The organism is Chryseobacterium potabilaquae (genome assembly GCF_902728265.1).
Taxonomy (GTDB): Bacteria; Bacteroidota; Bacteroidia; order Flavobacteriales; family Weeksellaceae; genus Chryseobacterium; species Chryseobacterium potabilaquae.
Genome location: NZ_CACVBR010000035.1, coordinates 1 through 20,853 on the forward strand (window position 1 = coordinate 1; position 20,853 = coordinate 20,853).

Consider the following 20,853-nt stretch of genomic DNA (forward strand, 5'->3'; position numbering starts at 1 on the left):
AGAGAAGACACCTGATCATATTGCTTTGGTGTATGAGGATGTAAAGTTAACGTATAGAGAACTTAACGAAAGATCAAACCAATTGGCTCATTATCTTTTAGAAACATACAAAATCCAGCCTGATGAACTCATTCCCTTATGTTTAGAAAGATCGGAGCAGATGCTGATAGGAATCTTAGGAGTTTTGAAATCAGGGGGAGCGTATGTTCCTATGGATCCTAATTATCCTATGGATAGAATAGAACATATTCTGGGAGATACCAAGGCCAGAATGGTACTTGTTGAAGAAAATACAAAAGACAGATTATATGAGTACAAGGAACTAACAGCTACAGAAACAGAATCTTCAAACCTGAGTATTATAAGTCTGGATTCTTCAGAGATGAAAGCTGAAGTGAGTACTTGTTCTACGGACAATCCGAATGCAGAAGTAAGTTCAGGTGATTTATCGTATGTTATTTACACGAGTGGAACAACAGGAAAGCCAAAAGGAGTGATGATCGAACATAAGAGTGTGGTTCGTTTATTCAGTGCTACAGATCACTGGTATGGATTTACGGATAAAGATGTATGGAGTTTATTCCATTCGTATGTTTTTGACTTTAGTGTATGGGAGATGTGGGGCGCCTTGCTTCATGGAGGAAAGCTATTGATTCCTAGTTTAGAACAAACCAAAGATTTATATTTATTTTTTGATGTATGTCATAGGGAAGCAGTAACGGTATTAAATCAAACTCCCACAGCATTCTATCAATTTACAGAAGTGGCTTTATCTAAGGATGTAGAACTTTCTAGCCTTCGTTATGTCATATTCGGAGGAGAGGCTTTGAACTTTGCTTCTTTGGAACCTTGGTATGGTCGTTATTCTGAGGCTCCTCTTTTAATCAATATGTATGGAATCACTGAAACTACGGTTCACGTTAGCTATAGACCCTTAGATTCAGAAGAATTAGGAAGTGCTTCTATCGTAGGAACTCATATTCCGGATCAACGTATTTATGTATTAGATGAGTATTTACGTCCAGTACCCGTAGGAGCCGTAGGAGAATTGTATATAGGAGGAGCCGGTTTATCAAGAGGTTATTTGAATCTTGCTGAGCTTACCTCAGAGCGTTTTCTCTTGAATCCTTTCCAGAGTGAAGAAGAGAAGTCCATAGGTTATAATGATCGTATGTATAAGACTGGGGATTTAGGGCGTTATCTTTCGGGAGGAGATTTGGAATATATAGGCAGAAATGACTTCCAGGTAAAGATACGAGGGTATAGGATAGAGCTTGGAGAGATAGAAAACGCCTTATTGAGTTATGAAGGTATTCGTCAAAGTGTTGTACTGGCAAAGGAGAATAGTTCAGGCTTGAAATACTTGGTTGGCTATTATGTATCGGATGTTGCGGTGGATCATGAAGACTTATCTGTGTATTTATCAGGATTACTTCCAGAGTATATGGTTCCTTCTGTGTATGTTGATTTAGAAGAGCTTCCTCTTACAATTAATGGTAAGTTAGATCACAGGGCTTTACCTGAACCTAACTTCACAGGAGATAAAGAATATATTGCACCAGAAACTTCTCTTCAGCGAGATCTGGCAGCAATCTATAGCGAAGTATTGGGTTTACCTGTAGAAAGTATCGGTTTACACGATGATTTCTTCCGCTTGGGAGGAAATAGTATTATGGCTATTAAACTGATTAGCAAGATTCATCAAGGATTGGGCTTACAGGCCAGTGTAGCGATGGTGTTTAGCCATAAAACCATCTTTGGATTAGCAGGTGCACTTGAAGGTTTATCAATTGATATTGTAGAGATGATCCGTCCTATAGCGGTTCATCATCCTGAGCAGCAACTTTTATCTTTTGCTCAGGAGCGTTTATGGTTTATTGATCAATATGAAGGAGGAAGCTCTGCGTATAATATTCCTATGGTTTTTGGCTTGTCATCACAAGTTGATCTTAGCATTTTAAAAGAATCTTTTAAAGTTCTTCTATCAAGACATGATATTCTACGTACCTTGATTTTGACCAATTCAGAGGGAATAGGTTATCAGTATGTGAGTAATGAGGAGTTTAATATTAAAGAAACTGATGTATTTAACTCTAGAGAATTAGAAGATCTTATCTCTCAAGAAATCACTAGGGTTTTTAATTTGTCCCAAGAACTTCTTATTTCCGTTCAAGTATTTCATGAGAAAGAGAAGGCTAAAAATAATAATGATTATATCTCTTATATCAGTATTGTAATTCACCATATCGCCTTTGATGGCTGGTCTAGTGATATCTTTTTAGAAGAGCTGGGTGTTATCTATAGGGATTTGTTATCAGGTCATCCGGTTTCTTTACCCTCGTTACATATTCAGTATAAGGATTTTGCTTTATGGCAGAGATCTTATCTTCAAGGTGAAGTATTAGATAGACAGTTGAATTATTGGAAGACTAAACTTTCTGGAGTTGAGTCTCTAAATCTTCCTTTAGATTATGCTCGTCCTTCGGTTATTTCTTATGAAGGAAATACGGTACATTTTAGTATCGCAGATACTTTAGGTGAAGAACTTCGATTCTTGTCTCGAGATTTAGGAGTGAGTTTGTACAGTGTGATGCTAGGAGGTTACTATTTGTTATTATCCTCTTATTCGGGACAAAAAGATATTGTATTAGGCACTGTGGTAGCGAATCGTCATCATGCAGGTTTAGAGGATCTGATCGGCTTTTTTGTGAATACATTGGTTCTTCGAGAAGAGATTGATTATGGAGTATCAGTAAGAGATTTTATTTTGCAAGTTTCGGATTCAGTATCTCAGGCTCAGATGCATCAGGATGTTCCCTTTGAGAAATTAGTAGAAGAGTTGGGAGTGGTTCAGGATGTATCCCGTCATCCTTTGTTCCAGGTGATGTTTGGTTTACAGAGTTTTGGAAATGAAGTAAAGCAGAAATATGGAGATGGCTCTTTGTTTCATAAATTTGAAGGAAATGTTTCTTATGATGTAGCCAAGTTTGATTTAAGTGTTATGATAGATGATGGAGATTCTCTGTCAGGAAGCTTTAATTATGCTACCCATCTATTTAAAGAAAGTACGATTGATTATATGATTAAGACGTATGTATATCTTTTAGAACAGATGGTATGTCATCATAAAGAAAGTGGTTCAAAGTTACTGCTTGAAGACATATCTTGGATAAGAGAAGAAGAGCATAGGGGAGATGGAATCTTCTCCAATCTTTTGGACACTTATTCAGAATATGACACAACTGCTACCCTTCATGAGTTATTTGAGAGGCAAGTAGAGAAGACTCCTGATCATATAGCATTGGTGTATGAAGATGTAAAGGTAACGTATAGAGAGCTTAATGAAAGATCCAATCAGTTGGCTCATTATTTATTACAAAACTATCAAATCCAATCTGATGAATTGATAACCTTATGTTTAGAAAGGTCTGAGGAGATGTTAATTGCAATCTTAGGAGTCTTGAAATCAGGCGGAGCGTATGTTCCAATGGATCCTAATTATCCCATGGATAGAATAGAACATATTTTGGGAGATACCAAGGCTAGAATTGTAATCGTTGAAGAGAATACAAAAGACAGATTATATGAGTATAAGGAACTAATAGAAACAGAATCTTCAAACCTGAGTATCATAAGTCTGAATGGTTCAGAAATGAAAGCTGAAGTGAGTACTTGTTCTACGGATAATCCAAATATTGAAGTGAGTCCGGAAGCTTTAGCTTATGTAATTTATACCAGTGGCACAACAGGTAAGCCTAAAGGAGTAATGATAGAGCATAGGAATATAAATAGATTTATCCATTCTAATTTTACTAAAATAGGAGAATCAGATAATGTTTTAAGTCTATCGAGTTATCAATTTGATGGATCTATTTATGACTTCTTTTATCCTCTAGTATATGGAGGTAGTATAATCCTTTCAGATAAAGAGGAATTTCTTAATCCTGATGGTCTAAATGTTTTGTTGGAAAAGTATGCTATTACAAATTTGTTTATGACAACGGCTTTATTTAATATTGTAGTTGATTCACATTTATCCGGATTGACAAGATTGGATAGTCTTCTTTTTGGAGGAGAGCATGTATCAGTGAAACATGTGTCTAAGTTTAGAGATTTATATAAAGATACGAATTTAGTGCATGTATATGGTCCTACCGAATCTACTACGTTTGCTACCGCATATTCTGTTAATGTGTGTAATGAGGGATATATAAATTCAGTACCTATTGGATGTCCCATATCTAATACCACCACCTATGTTTTAGATGAGTATTTACGTCCAGTACCAATAGGAGCTGTAGGAGAATTGTATATAGGAGGAGCCGGTTTATCAAGAGGCTATCTGAATCTTCCTAAGCTTACTAAAGAGCGTTTTCTATTAAATCCTTTCCAGAGCAAAGAAGATAAAGAGATAGGTTATAATGGGCGTATATATAAAACGGGAGATTTAGTACGTTATCTTTCTGAAGGAGATTTAGAATATATAGGTCGTAATGACTTCCAGGTTAAGATCAGAGGGTATAGAATAGAGTTAGGAGAGATAGAAAGCGCTTTGTTGAGTTATGAAGGTATTCGTCAAAGTGTTGTATTAGCTAAAGAACATAGTTCAGGATTAAAATATTTGGTAGGTTATTATGTATCGGATACTTCATTTAATCCTGAAGACTTATCTGTATATTTATCAGGATTACTTCCGGAGTATATGGTTCCTTCTGCTTATGTTCATTTGGAATTATTCCCCATGACACTCAATGGTAAATTGGACCGAAGAGCCTTACCAGAACCTAACTTCACAGGAGATAAGGAATATATAGCACCAACAACGGTTCTTGAAAAACAATTAGCAGAGATTTATAGTGAGGTTTTAGGTTTACCAGTAGAAAGTATAGGTATCCATGATGATTTCTTCCGCTTGGGAGGAAACAGTATTATGGCTATTAAACTGATTAGTAAGATTCATCAAGGATTAGGCTTACAGGCAAATGTAGCAATGGTGTTTAGCCATAAAACTGTCTTTGGGTTAGCAGGAGTACTAGAAGGTTTAGAATCAGGAGTTAGTGAAATGATCCATCCTATAGCGGTTCATCATCCTGAGCAGCAACTTTTATCTTTTGCTCAGGAGCGTTTATGGTTTATTGATCAGTATGAAGGAGGAAGCTCTGCGTATAATATTCCTATGGTTTTCGGATTATCTTCAAGGGTTGATCTTAGCATTTTAGAAGAGTCCTTTAGAATTCTTCTGTCAAGACATGAGATTCTACGTACTTTGATTGTAACCAGTTCAGAGGGAGTAGGGTATCAGTATGTGAGTAATGAGGAGTTCAGTATTAAAGAGACTTATGTAGAGAGTTCTAAGCAGTTAGAAGATCTTATCTCTCAAGAAATCACCAGGGTTTTTGATTTATCTAAAGAACTTCCTATTTCAGTTTGTGTATTCCATGAGAAAGAAAAGACTAACACTAATAAAACAAAGAAAAAGCAGGATAACCAAAATAAGAGTGAGATTACTTCTTATATCAGTATAGTTATTCATCACATTTCTTTTGATGGTTGGTCTAGTGATATCTTTTTAGAAGAATTACGTGTTATCTATAGGGATTTGTTATCGAATAATCCGGTTTCTTTACCCTCGTTACGAATTCAATATAAGGATTTTGCTTTATGGCAAAGGGGTTATCTTCAAGGTGAAGTATTAGATAGGCAGTTAGAATACTGGAAAGGTAAGCTTTTAGAAGTAGGACCATTAAATCTTCCTTTAGATTATCCTCGTCCCTCAGCTATTTCTTATGAAGGAAATACAATACATTTTAGTATTTTAGATACTCTAGGTGAAGACCTTCGATTATTGTCTCAAGACTTAGGAGTTAGTTTATACAGTATAATGCTGGGTGGTTACTACTTGTTATTATCCTCTTATTCGGGACAAAAGGATATAGTATTAGGCACTGTGGTAGCGAATCGTCATCATGCAGGCTTAGAGGATTTGATAGGCTTTTTTGTGAATACATTGGTCCTTCGAGAAGAGATTGATTATGGGGTATCAGTAAGAGATTTTATTTTGCAAGTTTCAGCTTCAGTATCTGAGGCTCAGATGCATCAGGATGTACCCTTTGAGAAATTGGTCGAAGAGTTGGGAGTAGTTCAGGATGTATCTCGCCATCCTCTATTCCAGGTAATGTTTGGCTTGCAGAGTTTTGGAAGTGAAGCAAAGCAGAAATATGGAGATGGCTCTTTGTTTTATAAATTTGAAGGAAATGTTTCTTATGATGTAGCCAAGTTTGATTTAAGTGTGATGATAGATGATGATGGGAAAAGTTTATCTGGAAGTTTTAATTATGCTCAAGGATTATTCAAGGAAAGTACGATTGATCATATGATTAAGACGTATGTATATCTTTTAGAGCAGATGGTGTCTCATTCAAAAGATAATAGATCAGAGTTAAAACTTGAAAACCTCTCTTGGATAAGAGAAGAAGAGTATAGTGGGGATGGAATCTTCTCAGGTCTTTTGGATACTTATTCAGAATACGACACAAGTGTTACAATTCATGAGTTATTTGAGAGACAGGTAGAGAAGACTCCGGATCACATTGCTTTGGTGTATGAAGATGTAAAGTTAAGTTATAGAGAGCTTAATGAGAGATCAAACCAATTGGCTCATTATTTATTAGAACATTATCAGATTAGTCCAGATGAACTCATTCCTTTATGTTTAGAAAGATCCGAGCAGATGCTGATTGGAATCTTAGGGGTCTTAAAATCAGGGGGAGCGTATGTTCCCATGGATCCTAATTATCCTATGGATAGAATAGAACATATTCTGGGAGATACCAAGGCCAGAATGGTAATCGTTGAAGAAAATACAAAAGACGGATTATATGATTATAAGAAATTAATAGAAACAGAAGAAGAAGCTTTAGATATCATAAGCTTGAATAATTCAGAAATGAAAACTAAGCTTAGTAAGTGTTCCAATGATAATCCAAATGCAGAAGTAGGTTCAGGTGATTTATCTTATGTTATTTACACCAGTGGCACAACAGGAAAGCCAAAAGGAGTGATGATAGAACATAAGAGTGTGGTTCGTTTATTCAGTGCAACAAATCACTGGTATGGATTTACAGATAAAGATGTATGGAGTTTATTCCATTCATATGTTTTTGATGTGAGTGTATGGGAGATGTGGGGCGCCTTACTTCATGGAGGAAAATTATTGATACCCAGTGTAGAACAAACTAAAGATTTATATTTATTTTTTGATTTATGCTATAAGAATAATCTTACTGTATTATGTAAAACCCCTACAGCCTTTTACCAGTTTATAGAAGTGGGTTTATCTAAGGATGTGAATCTTTTTAAACTTCGTTATGTCATCTTTGCAGGAGAGGCGTTGAACTTTGCTTCTTTGGAACCTTGGTATGGTCGCTATCCTGAGAGTCCAAGTTTAATCAATATGTATGGTACAACTGAGACTACAGTTCATGCGAGTTATAGAGTGCTTGATTCGGGAGAGTTGGGGAACTCCTCTATGGTAGGAAAAAGTATTCCGGATCAACGGATTTATGTGTTGGATGAGTATTTACGTCCTGTACCCGTGGGAGCCGTAGGAGAATTATATATAGGAGGTTCGGGATTATCAAGAGGTTATTTAAACCTTGCTGAGCTTACCTCAGAGCGTTTTCTATTGAATCCATTCCAGAGTGAAGAAGAGAAAGCAATAGGTTATAATGATCGTATGTATAAGACTGGAGATTTAGGCCGCTATCTTCCGGGAGGAGATTTGGAGTATATAGGTAGAAACGATTTCCAGGTAAAAATACGAGGTTATAGGATAGAATTGGGAGAGATAGAGAATGGTTTATTGAGTTATGAAGGGATTCGTCAAAGTGTTGTACTGGCAAAGGAGAATAGTTCAGGATTGAAATACTTAGTAGGTTATTATGTATCGGATAATGCAGTTAATCATGAAGACTTATCTGTGTATTTATCAGAACGTCTTCCAGAGTATATGGTTCCTTCTGTGTATGTTCATTTGGAAGAGTTTCCTCTTACGATTAATGGTAAGTTGGATCGCAGGGCTTTACCTGAACCTAACTTCACAGGAGATAAGGAGTATATCGCACCAACGACTGTTCTTGAAAAACAATTAGCAGAGATTTATGGCAAGGTTTTAGGTTTACCATTAGAAAGTATCGGTTTACATGATGATTTTTTCCGCTTAGGTGGTAATAGTATTATGGCTATTAAACTGATCAGTAAGATTCATCAGGGATTAGGTTTGCAGGCAAGTGTAGCGATGGTGTTTAGCCATAAGACTGTCTTTGGATTAGCAGGAGTACTGAAAGATTTAGACTTAGAAGGAGGTGATATGATCCGTCCTATAGCGGTTCCTAATCCTGAGCAGCAACTTTTATCTTTTGCTCAGGAGCGTTTATGGTTTATTGATCAGTATGAAGGAGGAAGCTCTGCGTATAATATTCCTATGGTTTTTGGATTATCTTCCAGAGTTGATCTTAGCATTTTAAAAGAATCTTTTAAAATTCTTCTATCAAGACATGATATTCTACGTACTTTGATTGTAACCAGTTCAGAGGGAGTAGGATATCAATATGTTAGTGATCATGAACTTAGTATTAAAGAGACTTATGTGGAGAGTTCTAAGCAGTTAGAAGATCTTATATCTCAAGAAGTTAATAGAGTTTTTGATTTATCCAAAGAACTTCCTATTTCTGTTTGTGTATTCAATGATAAAGATGAAGTAACTTCTTATCTTAGTATAGTCATTCATCACATTGCTTTTGATGGTTGGTCTATCGATATATTTTTAGAAGAGTTATTATCTATCTATCAAGATTTGCTAACGAATAGTTCCGTTTCTTTACCCTTGTTACGTATTCAGTATAAAGATTTTGCTTTATGGCAACGGGATTATCTTCAAGGGGAAGTATTAGACAGACAGTTGGATTATTGGAAAGTTAAGCTTTTGGAAGTAGAACCTTTAAATCTTCCCTTAGATTATGCTCGTCCCTCAGCTATTTCTTATGAAGGAAATACAGTACATTTTAGTATTTCAGATACTTTAGGAGAGGAACTTAGACTCCTGTCTCGAGATTTAGGGGTTAGTTTATACAGTGTAATGCTGGGAGGATATTATTTACTATTATCTTCTTATTCGGGACAAAAAGATATTGTATTAGGTACTGTTGTGGCGAATCGTCATCATGCAGGTTTAGAGGATCTGATCGGCTTTTTTGTCAATACCTTGGTCCTTAGAGAAAAGATTGACTATGGAGTATCAGTAAGGGACTTTATTTTGCAAGTTTCGGATTCAGTATCTGAGGCTCAGATGCATCAGGATGTTCCCTTTGAGAAATTGGTCGAAGAGCTAGGAGTAGTTCAGGATGTATCCCGTCATCCTCTATTCCAGGTGATGTTTGGACTGCAGAGTTTTGGAAGTGAAGCAAAGCAAAAATATGGAGATGGCTCTTTGTTTTATAAATTTGAAGGAAATGTTTCTTATGATGTATCTAAGTTTGATTTGACAGTGATGATAGATGATGGAGGAGATTCTCTGTCAGGAAGCTTTAATTATGCTACCCATCTATTTAAAGAAAGTACGATTGATCATATGATTAAGACGTATGTATATCTTTTAGAACAGATGGTATGTCATCAAAAAGAAAGTGGCTCAAAGTTACTGCTTGAAGACTTATCTTGGGTAAGAGAAGAAGAGTACAGTGTAGATGGAATCTTCTCCAATCTTTTGGGCTCCTATTCAGAATATGATACCACGGTTACGATTCATGAGTTATTTGAAAGACAAGTAGAGAAGACTCCAGATCATATTGCTTTGGTATATGAGGATGTAAAGTTAAGTTATAGAGAGCTTAATGATAGATCAAACCAATTGGCTCATTATTTACTACAAAATTATGAGATTAAGCCCGATGAATTGATCCCTCTATGTTTAGAAAGATCGGAGCAGATGCTGATCGGAATCTTGGGAGTATTGAAGTCAGGCGGAGCGTATGTTCCGATGGACCCTAATTATCCCATGGATAGAATAGAGCATATTCTGGGAGATACTAAGGCTAGAATTGTAATAGGAGAAGAGAAGACTAAGGGTAGACTTTATGAATACACGAGTTTAATGGGCAGAGAGGGAGAATCTTTAAATATTATAAGCTTGACTACTTTAGACATGAAAGGTTCACTGAGTGCTTGTTCCAGAGAAAATCCGAATACACGCGTGAGCTCGGAAGCTTTATCGTATGTCATTTACACCAGCGGAACAACAGGAAAGCCAAAAGGGGTGATGATAGAACATAGAAATGTAGTTAATCTAATCGAGCAGCAGTCTATTCTATTTAGCTTGAATACAGTTCATTCTTCTTCAGATCCACAGAAAAGAGCATTATGGTATGCCAACTATGTTTTTGATGCTCATGTGTGGGATGTTTATTGTTTTCTTGCGTTTGGTCATTGCTTACATCTAATAAATAAAGAAATACAGAAAGATTTAAGTACATTACATAGATATATAGCTGAAAATGCTATACAGATAGCTTCTATTGCTCCTGTATTACTTACGAAAGAGTTAATCTTACCATTGGATACCCTTATTGTAGCAGGAGACATTACCCATCCTGATGTAATGGAGTGTTATACAAAGGAAGGGGTTGATATTGTTAATGGTTATGGTCCTACCGAGTCCACGGTATGTACTACTTATCATCATTACCATGAGGATCATAATCCTCTAAATATAGGTCGTTCTATCTCTAATATTATAACATACGTTTTAGATGGGTATTTACGTCCAGTACCAATAGGAGCTGTAGGAGAATTGTATATCGGAGGGGCTGGTTTATCAAGAGGGTATTTGAATCTTCCTGAGCTTACTAAAGAGCGTTTTCTGGTTAATCCTTTCCAGAACGAAGAAGATAGAGAGAGAGGTTATAATCGTATATATAAGACAGGAGATTTAGTACGCTTCCTGGCTAACGGGGAAATAGAATATATGGGCAGAAATGACTTCCAGGTCAAGATCAGAGGGTATAGAATAGAGTTAGGAGAGATAGAGAACAGTTTATTGAGTTATGCAGGCATTCGCCAAGGTGCAGTTTTAGTTAAAGAACATAGTTCAGGATTCAAATACTTAGTAGGTTATTATGTATCGGATGTTGCGGTGGATCATGAAGACTTATTCCTATACTTATCAGGTCTTCTTCCTGATTATATGGTTCCTTCTGTGTATGTTCATTTAGAAGAGCTTCCAATGACACTCAATGGTAAATTGGACCGCAGGGCCTTACCAGAACCTAGCTTCACAGGAAATAAGGAATATATAGCACCAACAACAGTTCTTGAAAAACAATTAGCAGAGATCTATAGCGAGGTTTTAGGGTTACCAGTAGAAAATATAGGTTTACATGATGACTTCTTTAGATTAGGTGGTAATAGTATTATGGCTATTAAACTGATTAGTAAGATTCATCAAGGATTAGGTTTGCAGGTGAGTGTAGCGATGGTGTTTAGCCATAAGACTGTCTTTGGATTAGCAGGTGCACTTGAAGGTTTATCAATTGATATTGTAGAGATGATCCGTCCTATAGCGGTTCATAGTCCTGAGCAGCAACGTTTATCTTTTGCTCAGGAGCGTTTATGGTTTATTGATCAGTATGAGGGAGGAAGCTCAGCGTATAATATTCCTATGGTTTTTGGGTTATCTTCCAGGGTTGATCTTAGCATTTTAAAAGAATCTTTTAAAGTTCTTCTGTCCAGACATGAGATTCTACGTACTTTAATTGTAACCAGTTCAGAGGGAGTCGGGTATCAGTATGTGAGTAATGAGGAGTTTAATATTAAAGAGACTGATGTATTTAACTCTAAAGAATTAGAAGATCTTGTATCTCAAGAAATCACCAGGGTTTTTGATTTATCCAAAGAACTTCCTATTTCAGTTTGTGTATTCTATGAGAAAGAAAAGAATAATAACCATGAGCTCAGCTCTTATATCAGTATAGTAATTCATCACATTTCTTTTGATGGTTGGTCTATCGATATATTTTTAGAGGAATTAAGAATTATCTATCAAGATTTATTATCAGGAAACCCGGTTTCTTTACCCTCGCTTCCTATTCAATATAAGGATTTTGCTTTATGGCAGAGATCTTATCTTCAGGGAGAAGTATTAGAAAAACAATTGGATTATTGGAGGACTAAACTTTCGGAAGTAGCGCCTCTAAACCTTCCTTTAGATTATGCCCGTCCTTCGGTTATTTCTTATAAAGGAAATACAATACATTTTAGTATTTCAGATACTCTAGCTGGAGACCTTCGATTCTTGTCTCAAGACTTAGGAGTTAGTTTATACAGTGTAATGCTGGGAGGTTACTATTTGTTATTATCTTCTTACTCGGGACAAAAAGATATTGTATTAGGCACTGTGGTAGCGAATCGTCATCATGCAGGCTTAGAGGATCTGATCGGCTTTTTTGTTAATACACCTGTCCTTCGAGAAGAGATTGATTATGGAGTATCAGTAAGGGACTTTATTTTACAAGTTTCTGATTCTGTATCAGAAGCTCAGGTGCATCAGGATGTACCCTTTGAGAAATTGGTAGAAGAGTTGGGAGTAGTTCAGGATGTATCCCGTCATCCTCTATTCCAGGTGATGTTTGGTTTGCAGAGTTTTGGAAATGAAGCAAAGCAGAAATATGGAGATGGCTCTTTGTTTCATGAATTTGAAGGAAATGTTTCGTATGATGTAGCCAAGTTTGATTTGACAGTGATGATAGATGATGGAGGAGATTCTCTGTCAGGAAGTTTTAATTATGCTACCCATCTATTTAAAGAAAGTACGATTGATCATATGATCAGTACATATATTTATCTCTTAGAACAAATCGTATCTAATCAGAAAGGTAGTCACTCTGAATTACAACTCCGAGATTTATCTTGGGTAAGAGAAGAAGAATATAAAATAGAAGGAATGTTATCCGATCTTTTGGATGCTACTATAGAGTATGATTCTACAGTTACGATTCATGAGTTATTTGAGAGACAAGTAGAGAAGACTCCTGATCATATTGCTTTGGTGTATGAAGATGTAAAGTTAACGTATATAGAGCTTAATGAGAGATCTAACCAGTTGGCTCATTATCTTTTAGAAACATACAAAATCCAGCCTGATGAACTTATACCTTTATGTTTAGAAAGATCGGAGCAGATGCTGATTGGAATCTTAGGAGTCTTGAAATCAGGAGGAGCTTATGTTCCGATGGATCCTAATTATCCTATGGATAGAATAGAACATATTCTGGGAGATACTAAGGCCAGATTGGTAATTGTTGAAGAGAATACAAAAGATAGATTATATGAGTACAAGAAATTAATAGAAACAGAAGAAGCTTTAGATATCATAAGCTTGAATAATTCAGAAATGAAAACTAAGCTTAGTAAGTGTTCCAATGATAATCCAAATGCAGAAGTAGGTTCAGGTGATTTATCTTATGTTATTTACACCAGTGGTACAACAGGAAAGCCCAAAGGAGTCATGATAGAACATAAGAGTGTGGTTCGTTTATTCAGTGCTACGGATCACTGGTATGGATTTACAGATAAGGATGTATGGAGTTTATTCCATTCGTATGTTTTTGATGTGAGTGTATGGGAGATGTGGGGCGCCTTACTTCATGGAGGAAAGCTATTGATTCCTAGTTTAGAACAAACTAAAGATTTATATTTATTTTTTGATTTATGCTATAAAAATAATCTTACTGTATTATGTAAAACCCCTACAGCCTTTTACCAGTTTATAGAAGTGGGTTTATCTCAGGATGTGAATCTTTCTAAACTTCGTTATGTCATCTTTGCAGGAGAGGCCTTGAACTTTGCTTCTTTGGAGCCTTGGTATGGTCGCTATCCTGAGAGTCCAAGTTTAATCAATATGTATGGTACAACTGAGACTACAGTTCATGCGAGTTATAGAGTACTTGATTCGGGAGAGTTGGGGAATTCTTCTATGGTAGGAAAAAGTATTCCGGATCAACGGATTTATGTGTTGGATGGATACTTACGTCCGGTACCCGTGGGAGCCGTAGGAGAATTGTATATAGGAGGGGCTGGTTTATCAAGAGGGTATTTAAATCTTGTAGAGCTTACAGAGGAGCGTTTTCTATTGAATCCTTTCCAGAGTGAAGAAGAGAAAGCAAGAGGTTATAATGATCGTATGTATAAGACGGGGGATTTAGGGCGTTATCTTCCGGGAGGAGATTTGGAATATATAGACAGAAATGACTTCCAGGTAAAGATACGAGGGTATAGGATAGAATTGGGAGAGATAGAGAATGGGTTATTGAGTTATGAAGGGATTCGTCAAAGTATTGTACTGGCAAAGGAGAATAGTTCAGGGTTAAAATACTTAGTAGGTTATTATGTATCGGATAATGCAGTTAATCCTGAAGACTTATCTGTGTATTTATCAGAACGTCTTCCAGAGTATATGGTTCCTTCTGTGTATGTTCATTTAGAAGAGTTTCCTCTTACGATTAATGGAAAGTTAGATCGCAAAGCTTTACCTGAACCTAACTTCACAGGAGATAAGGAGTATATCGCACCAACGACTGTTCTTGAAAAACAATTAGCAGAGATTTATGGCAAGGTTTTAGGTTTACCATTAGAAAGTATCGGTTTACATGATGATTTTTTCCGCTTAGGTGGTAATAGTATTATGGCTATTAAACTGATCAGTAAGATTCATCAGGGATTAGGTTTACAGACAAGTGTAGCAATGGTGTTTAGCCATAAGACTGTCTTTGGATTAGCAGGAGTACTGAAAGATTTAGACTTAGGAGGAGGTGATATGATCCGTCCTATAGCGGTTCCTAATCCTGAGCAGCAACTTTTATCTTTTGCTCAGGAAAGGCTATGGTTTATTGACCAGTATGAAGGAGGTAGTCATGTGTATAATATTCCTATGGTATTTGGATTGTCTGAAGATATAGATATGAGAGTTTTAAAAGAGTCCTTTAGAATTCTTTTATCAAGACATGAAATTCTACGTACTTTGATTTTGACCAATTCAGATGGAATAGGTTATCAATATGTTAGTGATCATGAACTTAGTATTAAAGAGACTTATGTGGAGAGTTCTCAGCAGTTAGAAGATCTTATATCTCAAGAAGTTAATAGAGTTTTTGATCTTTCTAAAGAACTTCCTATTTCCGTTCAAGTATTTCATGAGAAAGAGAAGGCTAAAAATAATAATGATTATATCTCTTATATCAGTATTATAATTCATCATATCGCCTTTGATGGTTGGTCTATCGATATATTTTTAGAAGAGTTACGATCTATATATCAAGACTTGTTAACGAATAGTTCCGTTTCTTTACCCTCGTTACGAATTCAATATAAAGATTTTGCTTTATGGCAACGGGAATATCTTCAGGGGGAAGTATTAGACAGGCAGTTGGATTATTGGAAAAATAAGTTAATAGGATTAGAGGCCTTACATCTTCCTTTAGATTATGCCCGTCCTACACGGCTTTCTTATGAGGGCCATACAGTATGTTTTAATATTCCAGAGAGCTTAGATGAAGACCTTCGATTGTTGTCTCGAGATTTAGGAGTTAGTTTATACAGTGTGATGCTAGGCGGTTACTATTTGTTATTATCTTCTTATTCGGGACAGAAGGATATTGTATTGGGAACAGCAATTGCTAATCGCCATCATGCAGGTTTAGAGGATCTGATCGGATTTTTTGTAAATACCTTAGTCCTTAGAGAGAAGATTGATTATGGAGTATCAGTAAAAGACTTTATTTTGCAAGTTTCAGATTCTGTATCAGAAGCTCAGATGCACCAGGATGTTCCCTTTGAGAAACTGGTAGAAGAGTTAGGAGTAGTTCAGGATGTATCTCGTCATCCTCTATTTCAAGTGATGTTCGGATTACAAAGTTTTGGAAGTAAAGCTAAGCAGGAGTATGGAGTAGACTCTCTTTTTCAACAAATTGAAGGAAGGCTTACTTATGATGTAGCCAAATTTGATTTAAGTGTGATGATAGATGATGATGGAGAAAATTTATCAGGAAGCTTTAATTATGCGATCGGTTTATTTAACGAAATTACGATTGCTCATATGATTAATACATATGTATATCTTTTAGAGCAGATGGTATATCATCATAAAGAAGTTGGTTCAAAGTTACTGCTTGAAGACTTATCTTGGATAAGAAAACAAGAATATGGGGCAGAGGGAATTTTAGATACCTATTTAGAATATGATAGGACAGTTCCGCTTCATGAGTTATTTGAGAGACAAGTAGAGAAGACTTCGAATGATATTGCTTTGGTGTACGAAGATGTAAAGCTAACGTATAGAGAACTTAATGATAGATCTAACCAATTGGCTCATTATCTATTACACAATTATAAAATTCAATCGAATGAACTCATTCCATTATGTTTAGAAAGGTCAGAGGATATGCTTGTTGCCATCTTAGGAGTCTTAAAATCAGGCGGAGCGTATGTTCCTATGGATCCTGGTTATCCTATGGATAGAATAGAGCATATTCTTAAAGATACCAAGGCGAGATTGGTAATAGGAGAAGAATATACTACTCAAAATTTCGTTGAATTTAATCTTAGTGTTATAAGTTTAGATAGCCCAGACATAGAAAACTCACTCAATAGCTGTTCCACAGAAAACCCAAATACAGAAGTAAGTTCAAGTGATTTATCTTATGTTATTTATACCAGTGGAACAACAGGAAAACCAAAAGGGGTAATGATAGAACATGGTGGGGTTGTGAACTTGGTTTCTGATTTATATTCTCGTTATGACTTAAATAGCGCAGATGTTATTCTTCAGTTTGCTAATTATGTTTTTGATGCCTCTGTTGAACAAATGTTTTTGGCTCTTTTACATGGGAATACTTTAGTTTTGATCAAAGATAAAAGCTACTTGAATGAAGAATTATTTTTGAAAACGCTTTCTGATCATAAGGTATCTTATATGCATTTAACCCCTTCCGTATTAAAAGGGATGGATGTCACAAAAGTTAAGAGTTTACGAATATTAAATTCAGGAGGAGAACATTTAGCTGATGATTTATATAATCGATTACAGAATAAACAATTTAGACTGGTCAATTCCTATGGCCCAACAGAAACAACAGTTACTTCTATAGTTAATACGGGAAATGGCTTTAATAACATAGGACGTGCTATAGCCAATACGACAACCTATGTCTTGGATGAGTATTTACGTCCAGTACCCGTAGGAGCTATAGGAGAATTGTATATAGGAGGAGTTGGTTTATCAAGAGGTTATTTGAATCTTGCTGAGCTTACAGCAGAGCGTTTTCTATTGAATCCTTTTCAAAGCGAAGAAGAGAAAGAGATAGGTTATAATGATCGTATGTATAAAACAGGAGATTTAGTCCGTTATCTTGCTAATGGAGATTTGGAATATATAGGCAGAAATGACTTCCAGGTTAAAATCAGAGGATTTAGAATAGAATTAGGAGAGATAGAGAATGGGTTATTGAGTTATGCAGGTATTCGCCAAGCAGTAGCCTTAGCTAAGGAGAATAGTTCAGGATTCAAATATTTAGTAGGATATTATGTGTCCGATATTCCAGTGAATTATGAAGACTTATCAATGTACTTATCAGGATTACTTCCGGAGTATATGGTTCCTTCTGTGTATGTTCATTTAGAAGAACTTCCTCTTACGATAAATGGAAAGTTAGATCGCAAGGCTTTACCGGATCCTAACTTCACGGGAGATAAAGAATATATTGCACCAGAGACTTCTCTTCAGCGAGATCTGGCAGCAATCTATAGCGAATTATTGGGCTTACCTATTGAAAGTATCGGTTTACATGATGACTTTTTCCGATTGGGAGGTAATAGTATTATGGCAGTCAAATTGATTAGTAAGATTAATCACCAGTTAGGAGTCCGGATAAAGGTGTCTGATGTTTTTCAAGGAAAGACGATTGGAGTATTATCCTCAATTATTATTATCTCTAAGCCGGAATACAAACCGGTAGTCTCTCTTAATAATGCAAATACTAAACCTAATATGTTTATGATTCACCCAGGAGGAGGGGGTTGTGAAGTGTATCAATCACTTGCAGATCAATTAGATGGGGATTATCATTGTTATGGCGTAGATTCTTACAATTTGTATCATGAAGAAAAGATAGATAACCTCAACCATTTGGCTATGTATTATCTTGATCATATAGATAAAATACAAAAGGAAAGCCAACAGGAAGAGTATATTTTATTGGGATGGTCTTTGGGAGGTCAGATTGCGTTGGAAATCGCTTCAGAATTAGAAAATAGAGGTTGTAAAAACATTAGAGTTTATTTATTGGATACGATTCTCAAGCATTCAGATTCCGAGTTGATGAAATTGAATATGATATCCTTTTCAGATGAAGCTATCAGTCAAAGATTTCATGTTCCTGTGGATAGTGATTATTTTATACAGGCTAAAAATTTACTGATGACAGAGCTTCTGATTGATGAGCAGAATATTTCTACTCAATTGAAATACACAAAGACTATACTGTTAAAAGCAATGCTGAAAGGCAACTTAGAAAATCAATTGCTAGCAGAGTATTTACATAAACTAGCTTATAATAATGTGGATAAGATACTTGAGGATCAAAATCTATTAAAAGTATATCCTATGAAAGCGTCACATCAGACGATATTAAAAGAAGAACAGGCTATCATAGATATTATAAAAGTAGTGGAAGTTCCTAGTTCTGTAGATTAAATACTTAAAGTATTTACGAGATCATTTTACTGAAATGATAAATAAACATTAAGTTCAGGCTTGGATCATTAAGATCTGAGCCTAACTTTTATTTAATTTAATAATAATAACGACCCGAAATTCAATTTATTTAAGTTAGATTTTTAAAATCTATTAGAGTGTCTATTTACTTCTACTTTATTTGTGTTCTATTGTATTGCTATTGAGTTTTTTCCTAATTGCCCTCATAGAGTAGTTTAGATAAAATTAAATATTTCATGGTTGTGGGACTATAGTTTTAATTATAAATTATTAAAATTAATTTTATACTGCACCAGAAACAATAGAACGAATCTATTAGTAAATCATTTTTAAAACCATTTTTTACCTCTACCTTTAACATTCAAATAAAAAATATGGGTTCGTTACAAGCACAAGCGTTTTACAAAATTTTTAAAGAGGAAAGTGAAATTCCAGAAGAATATAAAGTCCCGGAGATCCATCAAAGAGAGTACCTTCTCAATGGTGAATTAGTTGAGTGGAAAGGAGAAGTTACTAATATTTATTCACCCATTTGTATTCCTACAGAAAATGGTTTGGAAAGAAAACTATTAGGAAGTGTTCCGAATACAGGTCCGGAGGAAGCGATGGAGGCACTAGAAGCTTGTGTGGAAGCATATCATGATGGATTAGGAGAATGGCCGATTATGTCAGTAGAGGAACGTATTAAATGCATGCAGAAATTTGTGTATTTAATGATTCAGCAACGGGATTTAATCATTAAATTATTGATGTGGGAAATTGGTAAAACGTTAGCTGATTCTACCAAAGAATTTGATCGTACGGTGGAATATATTAACCAAACAATTGATGCTTTGAAAGATTTAGACCGTGAATCTTCACGTTTTCAACAAGCGGAAGGGACTATTGCTCAGATAAGAAGAGCTCCACTTGGAGTTGTATTGAGTATGGGACCATTCAACTATCCACTAAATGAAATTTTTACGACACTCATTCCGGCTTTGATCATGGGTAATACTATTTTATTTAAATTACCTAAACATGGTGTTTTAGCTCATTATCCATTATTAAATGCATTTAAAGAAGCCTTTCCAAAAGGAACTGTAAATACATTGTATGGAAAAGGAGCGGATATTATTACACCTATTATGGAAAGTGGAAAAGTAAATGTGCTAGCTTTTATAGGATCCAGCAAAGTAGCTAATGGGCTGAAGAAGCTTCATCCTAAAGTGAATCGTCTAAGAGCTATTCTGAGCTTAGATGCAAAAAATGCAGCCATTATTACAAAAAATGCAGATTTAGAAGTTGCTGTAAATGAATGTATTTTAGGAGCGCTTTCTTTCAATGGGCAAAGATGTACAGCTCTTAAATTAATATTTGTTCAAAAAGATATTGCTGAAGAATTTACTAAAAAATTAACAAGCGCAGTGTCGGAAATGAAAGCAGGCCTTCCATGGGAAAAGGATGTGAAAATTACTCCGCTTCCTGAAGTTAATAAACCTTCTTATCTTAAAGAGTGTATTGAAGATGCCCTATCAAAAGGTGCTAAAGTTTTAAATGAAGAGGGAGGTTATAATGAAGCTTCATTTGTTTTTCCGGCAGTTGTTTACCCGGTGAATCATGATATGAAATTATATCATGAGGAACAATTTGGACCGATAATACCCGTTGTTCCTTTCGAAAGTATTGAAGAACCTATAGACTACCAGATAAGTGCTTCGCATGGAATGCAGGTAAGTATTTTTAGCCAAGATCCTTCAGAAATAGCAAGTTTGATTGATCCTTTCGTAAATTTGGTAAGCCGTGTTAATATTAATTGTCAAGCGCAAAGAGGCCCTGATGTTTTCCCATTTACCGGAAGAAAAGATAGTGCTGAAGGAACACTATCCGTTTTTGATGCACTTCGTTCTTTTTCCATTCGATCTTTAGTGGCAACTAAGCTTACAGAGTCGAATAAAGCATTATTAAATACAATTGTTAGAGAACATGATTCTAATTTTTTAAGTACAGATTATATTTTTTAAAATAATAGAAATATAAATCCCTCAATGCTC

Annotated in this window: 2 protein-coding genes; both read left to right on the forward strand. The window is 35.6% G+C overall.

What is annotated here, in order from left to right:
* On the forward strand, positions 1-18,799 hold an 18,799-nt coding region (locus CHRY9293_RS14720), incomplete at its 5' end, for a non-ribosomal peptide synthase/polyketide synthase (RefSeq protein ID WP_162033673.1).
* A 395-nt stretch (positions 18,800-19,194) separates the two neighbouring features.
* On the forward strand, positions 19,195-20,823 hold the full coding sequence (locus CHRY9293_RS14725) for an NADP-dependent glyceraldehyde-3-phosphate dehydrogenase (RefSeq protein WP_162033674.1): 1,629 nt from the start codon (positions 19,195-19,197) through the stop codon (positions 20,821-20,823).
* Positions 20,824-20,853: the final 30 nt, after the last annotated feature.

Bases quoted from the DNA above. Each gene is read 5' to 3' on its own strand.
- CHRY9293_RS14725 (WP_162033674.1), top strand. From the start codon at position 19,195: ATGGGTTCGTTACAAGCACAAGCGTTTTACAAAATTTTTAAAGAGGAA.